Source organism: Cyanobacteriota bacterium (genome assembly GCA_025054735.1).
In the GTDB taxonomy this organism is placed as follows: Bacteria; Cyanobacteriota; Cyanobacteriia; order SKYG9; family SKYG9; genus SKYG9.
The window spans coordinates 1-14,524 of the sequence record JANWZG010000039.1 but is presented as its reverse complement, the minus strand read 5'-3'; the positions used below and the strand labels follow the sequence as shown (position 1 = coordinate 14,524).

Annotated in this window: 13 protein-coding genes; 7 read left to right on the top strand and 6 right to left on the bottom strand. The window is 48.5% G+C overall.

Features of this window, described 5'->3' with window-relative positions; genetic code table 11:
* The 4 genes from NZ772_03450 to NZ772_03435 form a co-directional block, all read right to left on the bottom strand.
* The coding region (locus tag NZ772_03450; protein ID MCS6812616.1) for a S1 RNA-binding domain-containing protein at positions 1 to 386 on the bottom strand (386 nt) is incomplete at its 3' end.
* Positions 387 to 748: 362 nt separating this feature from the next.
* Complete coding sequence (gene nrdR / locus NZ772_03445) at positions 749 to 1,354, bottom strand: transcriptional regulator NrdR (GenBank protein ID MCS6812615.1); 606 nt, start codon at positions 1,352 to 1,354, stop codon at positions 749 to 751.
* Between the two features lie 339 nt (positions 1,355 to 1,693).
* Positions 1,694 to 1,789 (bottom strand): photosystem II reaction center protein T, encoded by a 96-nt coding sequence (locus tag NZ772_03440; GenBank protein ID MCS6812614.1) that lies wholly within the window; start codon positions 1,787 to 1,789, stop codon positions 1,694 to 1,696.
* A 202-nt stretch (positions 1,790 to 1,991) separates the two neighbouring features.
* A complete protein-coding gene (locus tag NZ772_03435) occupies positions 1,992 to 3,350 on the bottom strand; it encodes a glutamate-5-semialdehyde dehydrogenase (GenBank protein MCS6812613.1) in 1,359 nt (452 codons plus the stop codon).
* 303 nt (positions 3,351 to 3,653) lie between these two features.
* Between NZ772_03435 and NZ772_03430 the strand changes: the two genes are divergently transcribed.
* A complete protein-coding gene (locus NZ772_03430) occupies positions 3,654 to 4,196 on the top strand; it encodes a DUF3172 domain-containing protein (GenBank protein ID MCS6812612.1) in 543 nt (180 codons plus the stop codon).
* A gap of 72 nt (positions 4,197 to 4,268) precedes the next feature.
* On the top strand, positions 4,269 to 5,366 hold the full coding sequence (locus NZ772_03425) for a glycosyltransferase (GenBank protein ID MCS6812611.1): 1,098 nt from the start codon (positions 4,269 to 4,271) through the stop codon (positions 5,364 to 5,366).
* Here NZ772_03425 and NZ772_03420 read toward each other — a convergent pair.
* Positions 5,354 to 5,773, bottom strand: a complete 420-nt coding sequence (locus NZ772_03420) for a hypothetical protein (GenBank protein MCS6812610.1) — start codon at positions 5,771 to 5,773, stop codon at positions 5,354 to 5,356. The genes NZ772_03425 and NZ772_03420 overlap by 13 nt on opposite strands.
* 112 nt (positions 5,774 to 5,885) lie before the next feature.
* On the bottom strand, positions 5,886 to 7,121 hold the full coding sequence (locus NZ772_03415) for a quinone-dependent dihydroorotate dehydrogenase (protein ID MCS6812609.1): 1,236 nt from the start codon (positions 7,119 to 7,121) through the stop codon (positions 5,886 to 5,888).
* Positions 7,122 to 7,796: 675 nt separating this feature from the next.
* Here NZ772_03415 and NZ772_03410 point away from each other — a divergent pair.
* The 5 genes from NZ772_03410 (at position 7,797) to NZ772_03390 (ending at position 14,377) form a co-directional block, all read left to right on the top strand.
* Positions 7,797 to 10,631 (top strand): GAF domain-containing protein, encoded by a 2,835-nt coding sequence (locus NZ772_03410; GenBank protein MCS6812608.1) that lies wholly within the window; start codon positions 7,797 to 7,799, stop codon positions 10,629 to 10,631.
* Between the two features lie 132 nt (positions 10,632 to 10,763).
* Positions 10,764 to 12,032: an insulinase family protein gene (locus tag NZ772_03405; protein ID MCS6812607.1), complete on the top strand. Its 1,269-nt coding sequence runs from the start codon at positions 10,764 to 10,766 to the stop codon at positions 12,030 to 12,032.
* Positions 12,033 to 12,258: 226 nt separating this feature from the next.
* Positions 12,259 to 12,984, top strand: coding sequence for an SDR family oxidoreductase (locus tag NZ772_03400; GenBank protein ID MCS6812606.1), 726 nt, complete (start codon positions 12,259 to 12,261; stop codon positions 12,982 to 12,984).
* Between the two features lie 24 nt (positions 12,985 to 13,008).
* A complete protein-coding gene (gene folE / locus NZ772_03395) occupies positions 13,009 to 13,740 on the top strand; it encodes a GTP cyclohydrolase I FolE (protein ID MCS6812605.1) in 732 nt (243 codons plus the stop codon).
* A 22-nt stretch (positions 13,741 to 13,762) separates the two neighbouring features.
* A complete protein-coding gene (locus NZ772_03390; GenBank protein MCS6812604.1) occupies positions 13,763 to 14,377 on the top strand; it encodes a DNA-3-methyladenine glycosylase in 615 nt (204 codons plus the stop codon).
* Positions 14,378 to 14,524 lie beyond the last annotated feature (147 nt).

Below are 14,524 nucleotides of genomic sequence, written 5' to 3'. Positions count from 1 at the left end.
TTCGTTGCAAACACACTCGAACGAACTGTTGCATCTTCCGCTTGGAGTTGGCGTACCCGTTCCCAAGCTCGCATGTATTCAATTCGACGAATGGACAGGGTCAATTGACCATCTTCATTTTCGTCGGTCAGGATAAAAAATTCGCGAGTTTCATTAGACTGCAACACTTCGTCAGGGGTATCAATTCGATTGATTGACATTTCCTGAATCGGAATGTACGCCGCTGTCTTAGCACCAATATCAATCAGGGCACCCCTTGGCTCTAGACTAAAAACCGTTCCAGCCACAATGTCACCAGGGCTGAAATGATAGTCGTATTTGTCTAATAGGGCGGCAAAATCGTCGTGAGTAAATCCAATATCTGCACTTGCTTCCTGATTGACCATGCTAGTTGTTTCCCGGTGATCGTCTCCGTAGTAGTTGTTTTGTCTAAACGTCAGGCGTGTCAAAGCACTGGAACGTAACAGCCTGTAAGCAGCAAACCCTACTCGAAGGGTGAGCAGCAGTGCAGCTTACTAGGCAATAGCCAAGCTCCACGCCATCTGTTGAACTAATCCAGATCTATGATAGTAGCGCAAGTTTAACTCGTTTTCTACAACAATTGTTTGAACTATGGAACGAGTTAGGCAACATCGCAGATCTCGGAGTCAGTAGTGGCATGACCCAGTTAGTTCTAAGATAACTAAACCAGCAGAGTTCGACTACAGGTCAACGCTAACCAATGACTAAGGGATAATGACTAAGGGATCTAGGGGACACTAGTTGACACTTCAATAGGTTGCTCTTGCTTAGGATTGGAGTTACAAGCTCTGTCAGGGCTATCATAAGCAGTTACAGATAATTCTGACGGCTCTGAACTCTGTAACGGTTGATCTCGCGTGTCATCCTTCCCTGAAGCGTTGGACTCCCGCTGTAAAAGATCCAGTGTGTGCACAAAGTCTGCTATGTCACGAAACTGCTGATAGACCGAAGCAAACCGTATGTAAGCAACTTCACTCAAGGAGCGTAGGTTACGGAGAACGATTTCGCCAATTTCTGCGCTGGATACTTCACGTGACAGTCTTTGCTGTAAGTCTGCTTCAATTTCATCAACTAGGCTTTCGAGCTGTGTCAAGGAGATACCTGTCTTTTCCGTTGCCCTGACGATGCCACGCAATAACTTAGAGCGATCGAAGGACTCACGCTTGCCATCTCGCTTGATTACCGTAATGGGAACAAACTCAATTCGCTCATAGGTAGTGAATCGATGTCCACAGTTCAGGCACTCACGCCTCCGACGTACACTCTGACCATTCTCGGCTGAGCGAGATTCCAGTACCCGAATATCTGAATGCTGACAAACTGGACAACGCATGATAGTACAGTGTAAAGCTACAACCCAAGTAATAGCCTTTGGGTATGGACGTTAAGCTTAGCATTTGACTACAAAATCAGATAGCTGGCGAAAGCGGTCATCAGCATAACGTCTTACTCTGCTGTTGGTTCTCGATTAGGTCATTAGGCAACAAAATCTACCGCTAGCTGAGAACCTGTATTAGCTCTCAATCTGTATTAGCTCTCAATCCTGGTAGTGTAAAACACTAAGCTCGACACCTTACCAAACACTACGTCTGGTATCTGGTATGTAGATATTACCTGCAAAACCAAAAATATGACAAAACCATACATTTATTTACGGTCTTTGCACCATCTTTTACTTGCCAATTCGCGGTGGCTCACGGAAGGCAATGGCAAAGAAAAGAACCCCTAGTGCGAGAGCCAAAACTAAGATATACACAGTGCTTTCCATATCAGCATTTCTTGACTATAGTTTATGCACTAATAGTCTACCAACGAACGAGGCACTCTGAGTAATAACTGTCTAGCCTGCAATCTTTTGCAACCTAATTGAGGTTACACTCTAGTTACATAACAACATTGAGGTTACACTCTAAGCACATAACCCCATTTGTTACTATGATTCGCCTGCTACTTTGTTGCTACATCTGGCGCTACAACAATGTTTTGAGATCCCGATGGGTAAAGGGCTTGGCATCGGAGCCTGTATAGGTAGCTACGATATGACCGTTTCCCACTAGCTGATACTTGTAGGTTACTAAGCCCTCTAAACCTACTGGCCCTCGAGGTGGCAGTTGGTTCGTGCTGATGCCTACTTCCGCACCAAAGCCGTAGCGAAATCCATCAGCAAATCGCGTTGAGCAGTTGTGATATACGCCCGCGGCATCAACTTGGGCGAGGAAGGTTTGAGCAACGTGGGGATCTTCGGTAACGATCGCCTCAGTATGCTTTGAGCCATAGGTTTCAATATGAGTGATTGCCGCATCAAGGGACTCTACAACACGAATAGACAGAATCAGGTCTAGATATTCCGTAGCCCAGTCTGCATCAGAGGCAGGGTTGATGGGAATGCCTGTCGCTGCCAACAGACGGCATGTATCAGCATCGCCACGTAGCTCTACCTGTTGAGTGTATAGAGCTTGGGCGATCGCAGGCAGAGCAACTGGGGCAATTGCTTGATGAACCAGCAGTGTTTCAATGGCGTTACAAGCTGCGGGATATTGCGTCTTAGCATCAACGGCGATTGCTACTGCTTTGTCTACATCAGCCGCTGCATCTACGTATAGATGACAGATGCCATCAGCATGGCCTAACACAGGAATTCGAGTATTGTCCTGCACATAGCGCACAAAGCTATTGGATCCACGAGGAATAATCAAGTCTACGTATTCCTCTAGTTCCAGCAGTTGGCGAATTTCTTCACGAGTTGTCAATAGCTGAATAACGTCTGGATTTACTGATGTCTGTAGTAGGGCTTTGCGGATAGCACTAACTAGCGCTTCACAAGAGCGAATAGCTTCTCGTCCGCCTTTCAGAATTGCTCCATTGCCAGATTTGATAGCGAGGGCAGCAATCTGGATCACAGCATCGGGTCGAGCTTCAAAAATTACTCCTAGCACGCCTAACGGGCAAGCAATCCTGGTCAGTACCAAGCCATCATCCAACTCTCGATGAAGCTGAACAGTGCCAATAGGATCCGGTAAAGCAGCAACATCCCGGACTCCAGCGATCGCTGCTCGTAATTTTACGGCATTCAGTTTTAGTCGCGCGCATAGAGCAGATGCTAGGCCATCAGCCTCCGCAGCAGCACAGTCAGCAGCATTGGCTGCCAAAATTTCAGGAGCCGTGCTATCTAGGGTATCAGCGATCGTCATTAAAGCTTGATTGCGCTCGTAGACAGATAGCCCTGCCAGTTGTCGAGCAGCTAGGCGGGTACGTTGAGCCAGCTCTTTTAGTATAGTGGTCTCGGCAGTAACAGGGGTGCTAGTTGAGGTTGAACTGGTGATAACCATAACGGATGCTCTGTGTTGGGATGATTGGCGAAAACTGCGGGGCGTAGGAGGCAGTCTGTAATCAATACAAGATGCATCATAGCGGAATCTATCTGCTCATTGTCGCCTATAGCTTAATGAGGTTTTCCCCCTTACCCTAGTTACTACGCTTGAGGGGTTTAGGCGAAAAGCTTGTACAAACTGACGGTTTATCGCTAGATTAGGCATACTGAAATTAGCGACACTTAGCAATCTCTGTTAATGTCGCTAGTTAGTAAACGCATGTATGTTCCCTCTAGTGAACCAGCAACTGTTCCTTGACCTATGAAGCGCAAAACTCGTAGTTCTCCACCGCCTCGATCGTCGTCTGGCAATCGCTCGATGCCAACGTTGCCGTTTAACTACACCTCAATCGCGCTGTTAGGGGGCGTGTTTATTCTAGGGGTGGGGATCGGAATAGGGTTTAGTTCAACGGCGAATACTAGCGTAGAAAACGTAGCTAGCCGTGAAGCGATTGACCGCGCTGCTCCGAATCCAGAGATTTGTGTCAAGTTTGGAGCTAGTGCTATTGCTATGGATACCAGAGTGTTTGTGACACTGAACCCCTTCAATGTTTACGTATCTCAACCCAAGATGCAGCCAGGTTGTGTGTTGCGGCAAAATAACTGGGCTATTTTGGAACAGCGCAAACTTATCAATCAGGAACAGGTGCGTGACTGTCGGCAACGCTTAAATACTTTTGGCTTTACAGGCAATTTGGAGGGAAATCCCCAAATTACTTGCATTTATCAGAATGATGCGGCCCAAAACTTATTTTTGCAACAGTCGGGCGATCGTTCTGGGCCAGCGGAAACCGAACGGTTCTAAGGTATGTGACATGGCAGTAGGTAGAAGGGTGTAGCTGTGAAACGCAAACAGGTTCACCTCTGGATTCCTAACATGTTTGAATTCAAGGGTGGGATCCAGACCTACTCTCAGTTTTTCCTCCAGGCACTGCAAGCTCTATGCCCAGAGTGGAACTATCGAGTGTTGTTAAAGCATGATCGACAAGCGCCTGCTCATCACCCTTTCATGCCAACGACTACTTTTCAGTTTGCAGGAAGAGCACCACTCCCATTACGTACTCCAGTCTATGCTCTGCAATTGTTGGTTGCAGCTATTCAACAGCGTCCCCATTTGATTATCACCACACACTTAAATTTCACACCAGTTGCTTATTGGCTAAAACAATGGCTAGGTATTCCCTACTGGACAGTTGCTCACGGTGTAGAGGCGTGGAATATTCAACGTCCAGTCCTGAGGACTGCATTGCAAAATGCTGATCGCATTCTAGCCGTTAGCTCTTATACACGCAATCGACTACTGAAGGAGCAACCTCTTGACCCTAATCATGTTGTATTGCTCCCGAATACCTTTGATCCCAGCCGATTTCATATTGCACCAAAACCAAAGTCCTTGTTACACAGGTATAATTTATCACCCTACCACTGCATTATTCTCACCGTAGCTCGGTTAGACAGCCAAGAGCGATACAAGGGGTATGATCAGATTCTGCGGGCAATGCCAGCGATACGGCAGCAACTACCCCAGGCTCACTATGTGCTGGTGGGCAAGGGGAATGATCGCCCCCGCGTTGAGTCCTTGATTCAACAGTTAGGCTTACAAGACTGTGTAACGCTGACTGGATTTGTTCCTGACGACGAACTGACCGATCACTACAATCTGTGTGATGTATTTGCCATGCCTAGCAAGGGGGAAGGTTTTGGCATTGTGTATCTAGAAGCACTCGCTTGTGGCAAGCCCACTCTGGGGGGAAACCAAGACGGGGCGATCGATGCCCTGTGCCGTGGTGAGCTAGGTGTGTTAGTAAATCCAGACGATGTTGACGCTATTGCCCACGCATTAACCAGGCTGCTACAAGGAACATACCCTCACCCATTGCTATATCAGGCAGAAGCCCTGCGCCAGCGGGTTATTAACATCTATGGATTTGAGCAATTTCAAGCAATGCTGGCCAAGATTCTTCAAACTTGTTGACTTTTACGCTCTTTGCGTAGGCTTTCTTCTAAAGCTTGAATATGTTCTAAGCGGGCTTCAACCTCCAGGTTACGACGTGCTAGCTCTTGGCTTTCTAGTGTAAGGGACTGTCGCCATGCCTCTAATCGCTCAATTTCTTGCTGAAGAAATGTCGGCATGGCCAGCATATCAAGAATCCAGTCAGTGGCATCTTGAATACTCCTCACCTTGTTGTCATCTGACAATTCAATCACCACTAGTGTCCCTTCACCGTAGGACACCTTTTCCGAGGGCATTTCTATGGATAGTGCTTCAGACTTAACTTGACCGATAACGTGCCAAGTTGTATCCGGTTGTTGATATGCCAACAGTTGAAGCTCTGCACTGCCCGATGATTTTTGACCTAAGACTTTGGCTAAATGCAGCATTGCACATACAACGGATACTAAATATCTAGTTGAAACCCAGTATAAACCTTTGATGGAATAAGCGACAGTCAAGAACTGCAAGGTCGATGAAAAACTCTCAAGCCGAGGCACATCAACAATTGAGTCCGACTGCGTTGGTTAGAGATTCTAATCCGTGTATCTCCAGTTTTTGCAGCAGTCCGGATAGAATTCGCCGTATTATCCAAGGGCCTTCATATACCCAGCCTGTGTACAGTTGAATTAGGCTAGCGCCAGCAGTAATTTTTTCCCAGGCATCGTCTGCGTTAAAAATGCCGCCCACACCAACGATTGGTATTGTGCCTTGAGTTTGTTGCCAGATGAATCGAATTACGGCTGTCGCTTGATCGCGCAGAGGAGCACCACTAATACCGCCATCCTCTTCAGAGACGAGTGTACCTGTGGCAGCCAGCCGTTGGGTACGGAGTCTATCTCGGCTAACAGTAGTGTTAGTAGCAATGATCCCAGCCAGTTGGTGGGTCTTAGCCAAGGCAACGATCATGGAGATTTCATCCCAACTGAGATCGGGGGCAATTTTGATTAATAAGGGTTTGCGGTCATGGTTATGAGCTTGAAGGGCTGCTAGGATTGGATCCAAATGTTCCACGGCTTGCAGCGATCGTAGCCCTGGTGTGTTAGGCGAGCTAACATTTACCACAAAATAGTCACCTAGGTGGCGCAGTAACTGGAAACTGCCCACATAATCTTCGACAGCTTTCTCTAAGGGTGTAATTTTTGATTTGCCTAGGTTGATCCCGATTGGCATCGAACGTAGAGGGTGGCAGAGCGTCAACTTACCATCCGATGGTGCGTCATCCCAACTAGCCGATGGGTATTCCTGATTGTGGGGTGTGGTCTGTAACCATGGAACCGTGCACCTGATTTTGTCATACTGGCGCAGGCGCTCTGCCAATGCGGCAGCACCGTGATTGTTGAACCCCATGCGATTAAGGATTGCTCGATCGTCTGGTAGTCGAAATAAGCGTGGACGAGGGTTTCCAGGCTGAGCGTGCAGGGTGACTGTACCAAGTTCAGCAAAGCCAAACCCTAGCAGTGGCCAAGCTATAACAGCACTGCCATCTTTATCAAACCCTGCAGCTAATCCGACGGGGTTAGGAAACAACAGCCCCCAGAGGCGTTGATGTAGCCGTGGATCTCGAACACAAAATGTGCTAGCCATAACACTAGCTAGCCAGTTGACCGCTGGTTGAGTAGCCTGTGCTTCCAGTTGACTGAGAGTCTGAAGCAAATAGGTATGTAATTGCTCTGGATTCGTGTGCCATCGAAAGAGCAAGGGGCGGATCAGGTGCTGATAGATGTCAAGAGTCATCAATAGTTGATAGTCTCAGAAGTAGTCGACAACAGTAGCAGGTTTTGGCCTGCAAAGATGCACTGCGCTGGGTTCAAGCTATTGCTTCAAACTTTAGGTATGGCCAACTCTACTTCATCACCAATCACTTCATCACCAATCATTAGTGACCAATTGTTATAAGGAAGCAACCATTAATTGTGAAGCAATCCTATAATTAACTGAATTAGAATCTTCTGCAACGAGACAGTCTTTATTACCATCAGGAGCGATCGAACCTGTCACTTGACTTACGAGTGACGTTGGCAAGAGTACTGCGGTTCGATCATTAAGCATCACATTCACCTATATCAACCTCTCATACCACTGGCTTTCAGTGGAGCCTTACTCCTTAAGGCTGGGCGGAAAAATTCTTTGCAAGAAGCTTATTATCTGAGTAGATGGCTGTCATGAGTAAAGATGGACTGCCGAGAATCCTTATCCCCACAGGGAGGAAACTCATCAATCCTCGTTGCTTGTGTCAGTTGCGTTCAGCTAGGGGACTCTAGTATTTCTTGTGGCTAAGGGGAAATTCTACACATATATCAAGTATCGTTTATTAAGTATCGTTACAAATGCCCAGATTTACACTAAACCCAGCAGCGTTGTGGGTTTTTGAGTAATTTTGCTACCTGCATTAGCTAGTGCCGTTATCCTATGGGTCAATCACCAGAGCCGTCAACCTATGCCAAGCAACTCGTGGCACTGGGTCGTGTCTTGCAAACACTGCGAGAGGAAAGTAATATCGATGTCTTAGTAGAAACGACCTTAGCCTATTTGCAATCAGAGTTTCACTATCGGCTGATCTGGGTTGGGCTATACGATCATCTTGACCACCGCCTAGTGGGCAGAGGGGGTGTTGTGCCCTATGGCAGCAGTCCACTGTTGCGCCAGCGGTTTGACCTTACGCCAGGTGATTTGCTGGAGCAAGTCGTGATTCAGCAGCGTCCGATTGGTGTGCCCAACTTACAGGTGGAAACAAGGGCAGGAGAATGGCAAAAGGCAGCTCAGCAATACGAAATCCAGGGCACGATGGTTTTCCCCATCCGCTACAAAGATCGATGCTTTGGCGTTGTTTTGCTAGGGTCACACCTCTGGGGTGTTTCTCCCCGTGCAGAAGATAAAGCCAGACTGTCGATGGTATTTGGTGGGTTAGGCGGTACTCTTTATCAAATTGAAGCTGACTGGCATCGCCAACAAGTTCGTAATTCTGAGCATCCACTGTCTGTTTTAGTGTCAGAAATATTGTCAATATCTGGCTTTACGGAGCGGTTAGAGGCTGTTGTTGAACATACCCATGAGTTTTTGGGGCCATCCCGCACCAATATTTACTGGTTTGAACGAGAACGACGTTTCTTTTGGCGACGGTTAGGTAATCGCCAGCGAGTTGCTCCTTATGCTGATCTAGGCCAAGCAACGTCTGGAATTACAGTTCAGGATCTTGGTAGTTTCTACGAAGCACTGAATGCTGGCCGCTTGGTCTCGATCGGAGAGGCCCATAGCTCTCTGAAAACCGAAGCAACCGGGAAGTTAATGAAACAAATTCGCGCACGATCGCTGATGGCTGCCCCTATTGTGTCTCATGGAGAGTTACTGGGCTTTTTGGCGGTAGAAGGTACTGAAGCGCGCATTTGGGCAGAAGAGGAAAAAGGCTATCTACGAGCTGCCGCCCAGTTAGTGGCTTTGGTAGCACCCTTAGAGCGTATGGATGAAACTCTAGAGCAGGTGCGCTTGGATCAGGTGCTTACGGCTGGCATTGCTCGGCCAATTTACAGTGATGATGACTGGCGTAGCAGTTTACATACCTGTGCAGACAGTCTTTGCAAGCGACTCAATGCAGAGCGGTTCATTGTGTTGTTTTATGACTCCGATCAACGGGTATTTGATGTGTGTTACCAGGCACAACCAGCAAACCGTCGGCCATTGTCATCGCCGTTACCTGCCCTCAGCGATACCGACTACAACATGCTGGAGCGCAGTCGGCAACCAATCGGCATCGAGAGTTTTGATGAAGATTTACGACTGCGATCGTGGCGAGATGCTTTTGTGGATGTCGGGATTAAGTCGGCGCTGGTTTGTGCAATTGGTGGCAACGATAAGCTAGAAGGGCTGATTCTAATTGGATATGATGTCACAAGAGCTTGGAGTACAGCAGAGCGAGACTTGGTCAGCGTTGTCAGTCAACAGATTGGGTTGATTGTTCACCAGTGGCAACTCCAGCAGCAAGCCAGCCGTCAACAGGAAATTGCCCAGACGGTTGATCGGGGGCTGACGGCAATCCAACAGGCAACGGATGTTGATCGCCTAGAGCGAGTAGCATTGCAGCATCTGGCTCAAGTTTTACAGGTGCCTCTAGTAGCATTGGTATCTTGGCAACCGGGCGCATCGACAGGGCGATTGTTGACCAACCCAAATCCTCGTCCGGGCTTTGCCATTGACACAAACCGAGAAGTCGCTGTTCAAACTGATAAGCTGATCCAAGGGGCGCTAGGGGGCGATGGTCTAGTAAAACTCTCGCGCAACCAACTGCCTAGCGATACCCGCCAGTGGCTGAATGGTCAAGATATTGGGCAAGTACTGGTAATGGCATTGCGCACTAGCCCAGTGCATGAGCCGACAGGTGTGATCATTGTCGCCGATGAAATAGCACGGGTATGGTTCGATCGCCATCTCAATGCCTTTGGCATCTTGGTCAATCAATTAGCTTGGTTTCGACGTTATTTGACTCTGACGCAACGGCTTCACGCTGATGTTGAGCGACTAGAGCAACTGAATTGGTACAAGCATCGCCGGATTGAGGATTTGTGTCGTGTGTTAACCAATAGTGTCAACCGTATTCAAGATTTACTGGCGCAAACTAACGGACGACTGGATACCCAACCGCTACAGGGGCTACAGTTTCAGCAGGCAATTCGCCAGCTAGAAGAGGTCACGCAAGACATGCTGGCTTTGACGACAACGGAGCAGTGGCAACTCACACTAGACATTCAGCCGATTCCTATCACTGGGTTGCTCAAGCGTGCTATTGATCGGGTTGAGGCATATGTTAAGCAACAGCAACTCTGGATTCAAGTTCATAACCAGCAAGGTAATCTGCTCATCAATACAGATGCCGTCAAAATTGAGTTAGTGCTCCATGAATTACTGGTTATGGCCTGTCAACGCTGTGAGCCAAAGGGGCGCATTGACATTTGGTGTCGATCGTCAGATCCCCGCTGGCTAGAGATTTCAATGACTGATAGTGGTTCAATTGATGCCGTCGTGCTGGAAACTCTGCGGGCCAAGCAGCACAACGATCTGTTAGCCAAAACCAGTATTAATGTTGAGTCTGGATTACACCTACTGATTTGCCAAGTTCTAGTCCATCAAGTTGGTGGTGAGTTGCATCTCTATAACTTGGAAGATGGCAGAGTGCTCAGCCGGTTAGTCTTACCCCTGGGAACGAGCTTCTCTGTTAAACCGTCTACCCATTCTGATGTGCCTGGTTATTGAAAGTCTTGATGGCCAAGGATGCTGTTTAAGGATGTCGTTTTGGTTTCTTACAAGCCTGTTTAGATTGATACTTATTGACAATCACAGGATGTAAGATGGAGGCTTGTGTCGTTTGGTAAGGGTCTTTGGTCTGTGGTTCTTGTACAACAACATCGTCATACCCATCGCGCGGTGCTTAACAATGGCATTGTAGTATTGGTTACAGAAAACTCCGCCGCAGATATTGTAGCAGCTCGAATTTTCTTCCAGGCAGGTAGCCGATGGGAAGCTCCAGACCAAGCAGGGTTGTCTCATTTGGTGTCAGCAGTCATCACTAAGGGCACAGAGACACTTTCATCACAAGAGATAGCTGAAAAGGTAGAGTCGATCGGGGCTAGTTTGGGAACAGATAGCGCTGCAGACTACTTTTTACTAGGGTTAAAAACAGTCTCTAACGATTTCGCAGATATGCTGTCACTGGCAGGAGAGTTGTTGCGATCGCCGACCTTTCCTGAATACCAAGTGGAGCTAGAACGTCGGCTGACGGTACAGAGTTTACATTCCCGGCTGGAGCAACCGTTTACGGTAGCATCTGACCAATTGCGCCAAGCCATGTATCAACATCACCCCTATGCTTACCCCTCAGCCGGACGCTTAGAAACCGTTAGTCAGCTATGCCAGCAGGATTTACAACAGTTTCACAAAACCCACTTCCGTCCAGATGGCATGGTGATTAGTATTGCCGGGCGAATTTTACCTGAGGATGCGATCGACCTTGTGACCAAGGTTTTTGGCGATTGGCAAGTCCCTAGCACTCCAAAGCCACGCCTATCACTGCCGCCAGTAGTGGCAAATCCTCAGAGACTGGTCACGTCACAGGATACCCAGCAAGCAATCGTGATGCTAGGCTACCTAGCCCCAGCGGTAGCAGCTTCCGGTCATGCTCTAGATGCCTACGGAGCCACTAAACTATTGGCAACCTATCTAGGGAATGGATTGTCTAGTCGGTTATTTGTCGAGTTGCGAGAGAAACGTGGATTGGCTTATGACGTATCTGCGTTTTACCCGACCTATTTGGATACATCTAGCTTCACCGTCTACATGGGCACAGCCCCTGAAAATGTGGATGTAGCGATAGAGAGCTTGCGAGCAGAGTGCGATCGCCTCCGACAACAGCCTCTCTCGGCAGAAGATTTGCGAATCGCCAAAAACAAAGTACTGGGGCAATACGCACTGGGTAAGCAAACTAGTGCTCAAATCGCCCATATTACCGGTTGGTATGAGATTCTAGGATTGGCAGTGGAGTTCGATACCCTGTTTCAACAATGCGTAGCAGAGTTGACAGCAGACAAGTTACAGACAGTAGCTCAAGGCTATCTCACCACTCCCTATGTTTCGTTAGTGGGGCCAGACCTTTTGTAAATCTGGCAGCATTTGTCAGGATCTCCACATACCCTAGGGGAAAATGCTATAATAGCTGCAACATTAGTTTACAAAATGTGCCAATTCGCGAGTACTTTCTTTTTATGAGAAATCCTTCAGGCAAGTTGTGCTTATTCACCCCAATGCGACTTCGCAACACATGCTAGTAGACTAATTATTTTTTCAGCATTGGTATCCATTGTTCTGCCCCCTTTTGTAAAGTTTCATGGCTAATTCGTTGGAGCGCTATGCCCTGATCACGGGGGCAAGTAGTGGCATTGGCAAGGCGACCGCTTTGGCATTTGCTCGGTACGGCATTAATCTGGCCTTGGTTGCTCGTTCTCAGCCAAAGTTAGAGGCAGTTGTGGCTGACATAGTGCAGCTAGGTGGGCAGGCCAAAGCCTATGCAATCGACTTGGGGATTGTTGAGCACGTGCGTAAGCGTATTCAGACAATCGTCGATGATCTTGGGGCCATCGATATTCTGGTGAATTGTGCTGGTATGGGCTACACCGGAACCTTGATGGATACCCCTCTCCAGGATTGGCAACAAGTGCTTAATGTCAACCTTACTAGCGTATTCCAGTGTGTGCTGGGTGTGCTGCCCCAGATGCGATCGCAACGTCGAGGGCTAATCATTAATGTGGCCTCGATAGCTGCTCACCAGGTTTTTCCTGGATGGGGGGCCTATTGTGTCAGCAAGTTTGGGTTGTTGGCCCTCTCTAAGGCGATCGCTTCTGAAGAACGCTCCCATGGCATTCGTGTCACTACTATTTCTCCTGGTTCGGTTAACACCCCCCTGTGGGACACCGATACAGTTCATGCTGACTTTCCCCGAACTGCCATGCTGACCCCGGAGGTCGTTGCCCAAACGATCGTGCAAACGGCATTACTGCCGGATTCTGCGGTAGCTGAGGAAGTTATCCTCATGCCCAATGTTGGTACATTTTGAAACCTCTCGTAACGCCTGAAACCTATGTCTGTTCTTAATGGTTCAACAGTTAATAATTCAGCTACGCCTGAGCTTAATGGTGCCGAGTACCCTAGTACAACCAAGCCAACTATCACCAAGCCAGAGGTGCGCCCCGATCGCAGCAAAACTCCTAGCGGTGAAGACCCCACTTTCCGTCCGCCCCAGAGTAATGAGCAGTTGATGGCTGCGGTGCGAGAACTGCTAGTGGGCATTGGTGAGGATCCAGAGCGTGAAGGCTTACTAAAGACACCCAAACGGGTCGCCGAGGCCATGCGTTTCCTCACGAGTGGCTATAACCAATCCTTAGAAGAGTTGTTGAACGGTGCTATCTTTGACGAGGGGCATAACGAGATGGTGCTAGTACGGGATATTAATGCCTTTAGCTTATGCGAGCACCATATGCTGCCATTTATGGGTAGGGCACATGTAGCCTATATTCCCAATCAGAAGGTCGTGGGTTTGAGCAAGCTAGCACGGATTGTGGAGATGTATAGCCGTCGTCTGCAAGTGCAAGAGCGGCTCACTCGCCAAGTTGCAGAAGCGGTGCAAACTATTTTGGATCCAAAGGGTGTGGCTGTGGTTGTGGAAGCCACACACATGTGTATGGTGATGCGCGGCGTGCAGAAACCTGGCTCTTGGACTGTAACCAGCGCCATGCTAGGTGTTTTCCAAGAGGATCATAAGACTCGTGAGGAGTTTCTGAGTCTAATCCGGCATCAACCTTCTTTCTTCTGACAGATCCAGAGACCTGATGGGCATGGGTGAGCCGATCGTTGCTGCATGGCTATCACGATCGTCGCTAGACGTAGCTCCAGAATTGATTGGTTGCACATTGGTGCGGCGGTTTGCTTCGGGGGAAGAGCTACGGGGAATGATTGTGGAAACAGAAGCCTACACAGTAAATGATCCAGCCTGCCATGCCTATCGTCGGCGTACAGCCCGTAATCAGGTGATGTTTGGGCCAGCCGGGTTTAGCTATATTTATAAGATCTATGGCATGTACCACTGTTTTAATGTGGTAACCGATGGGGATGGTATACCTAGTGCTGTCCTCATCCGAGCTTTGCAGGTAGATCATTCCCTATCTACAGCAGTTGCCCATATTCAACACCAATCACCGGACAAACCCCATCGGGTGGCGGCTGGCCCTGGCAAGCTCTGTCGCTGGATGCAGATTGACACGAGCTTGTCATCCACACCACTGGTTCCGGGGAGTCCACTATGGCTAGAGCAGCGATCGCCTGCCATCCAACAAGCCTTTGACGATGGCACCCACACCCTAGTGCAGACTACTCGCATTGGCATTTCCCAGGGTACTGAGTTACCGTGGCGCTGGTACTTGAACGAGTCGCCTGCTGTGTCTAGGCGATAACCCTAGGCTCTCACGTAGGCCGCTAGTTGACCCCACAACTGCGGAAACTGAGCACGGATTTCATCAGCCTTAGCAATGGTCATATCCCGATAGTCAAATCCTGGAGCTACAGCGACACCTAGTAAGCCATAGTCCCCTGTTTCGAGC

What these genes read in the sequence shown, in the direction of transcription:
- NZ772_03390 (MCS6812604.1), top strand. Translation starts at nt 13,763, where the DNA reads ATGGGTGAGCCGATCGTTGCTGCATGGCTATCACGATCGTCGCTAGAC.
- NZ772_03410 (MCS6812608.1), top strand. Translation starts at nt 7,797, where the DNA reads ATGGGTCAATCACCAGAGCCGTCAACCTATGCCAAGCAACTCGTGGCA.
- NZ772_03430 (MCS6812612.1), top strand. Translation starts at nt 3,654, where the DNA reads ATGAAGCGCAAAACTCGTAGTTCTCCACCGCCTCGATCGTCGTCTGGC.
- folE (MCS6812605.1), top strand. Translation starts at nt 13,009, where the DNA reads ATGTCTGTTCTTAATGGTTCAACAGTTAATAATTCAGCTACGCCTGAG.
- NZ772_03420 (MCS6812610.1), bottom strand. Translation starts at nt 5,773, where the DNA reads ATGCTGCATTTAGCCAAAGTCTTAGGTCAAAAATCATCGGGCAGTGCA.
- nrdR (MCS6812615.1), bottom strand. Translation starts at nt 1,354, where the DNA reads ATGCGTTGTCCAGTTTGTCAGCATTCAGATATTCGGGTACTGGAATCT.
- NZ772_03400 (MCS6812606.1), top strand. Translation starts at nt 12,259, where the DNA reads ATGGCTAATTCGTTGGAGCGCTATGCCCTGATCACGGGGGCAAGTAGT.
- NZ772_03415 (MCS6812609.1), bottom strand. Translation starts at nt 7,121, where the DNA reads ATGACTCTTGACATCTATCAGCACCTGATCCGCCCCTTGCTCTTTCGA.
- NZ772_03435 (MCS6812613.1), bottom strand. Translation starts at nt 3,350, where the DNA reads ATGGTTATCACCAGTTCAACCTCAACTAGCACCCCTGTTACTGCCGAG.
- NZ772_03425 (MCS6812611.1), top strand. Translation starts at nt 4,269, where the DNA reads ATGTTTGAATTCAAGGGTGGGATCCAGACCTACTCTCAGTTTTTCCTC.
- NZ772_03440 (MCS6812614.1), bottom strand. Translation starts at nt 1,789, where the DNA reads ATGGAAAGCACTGTGTATATCTTAGTTTTGGCTCTCGCACTAGGGGTT.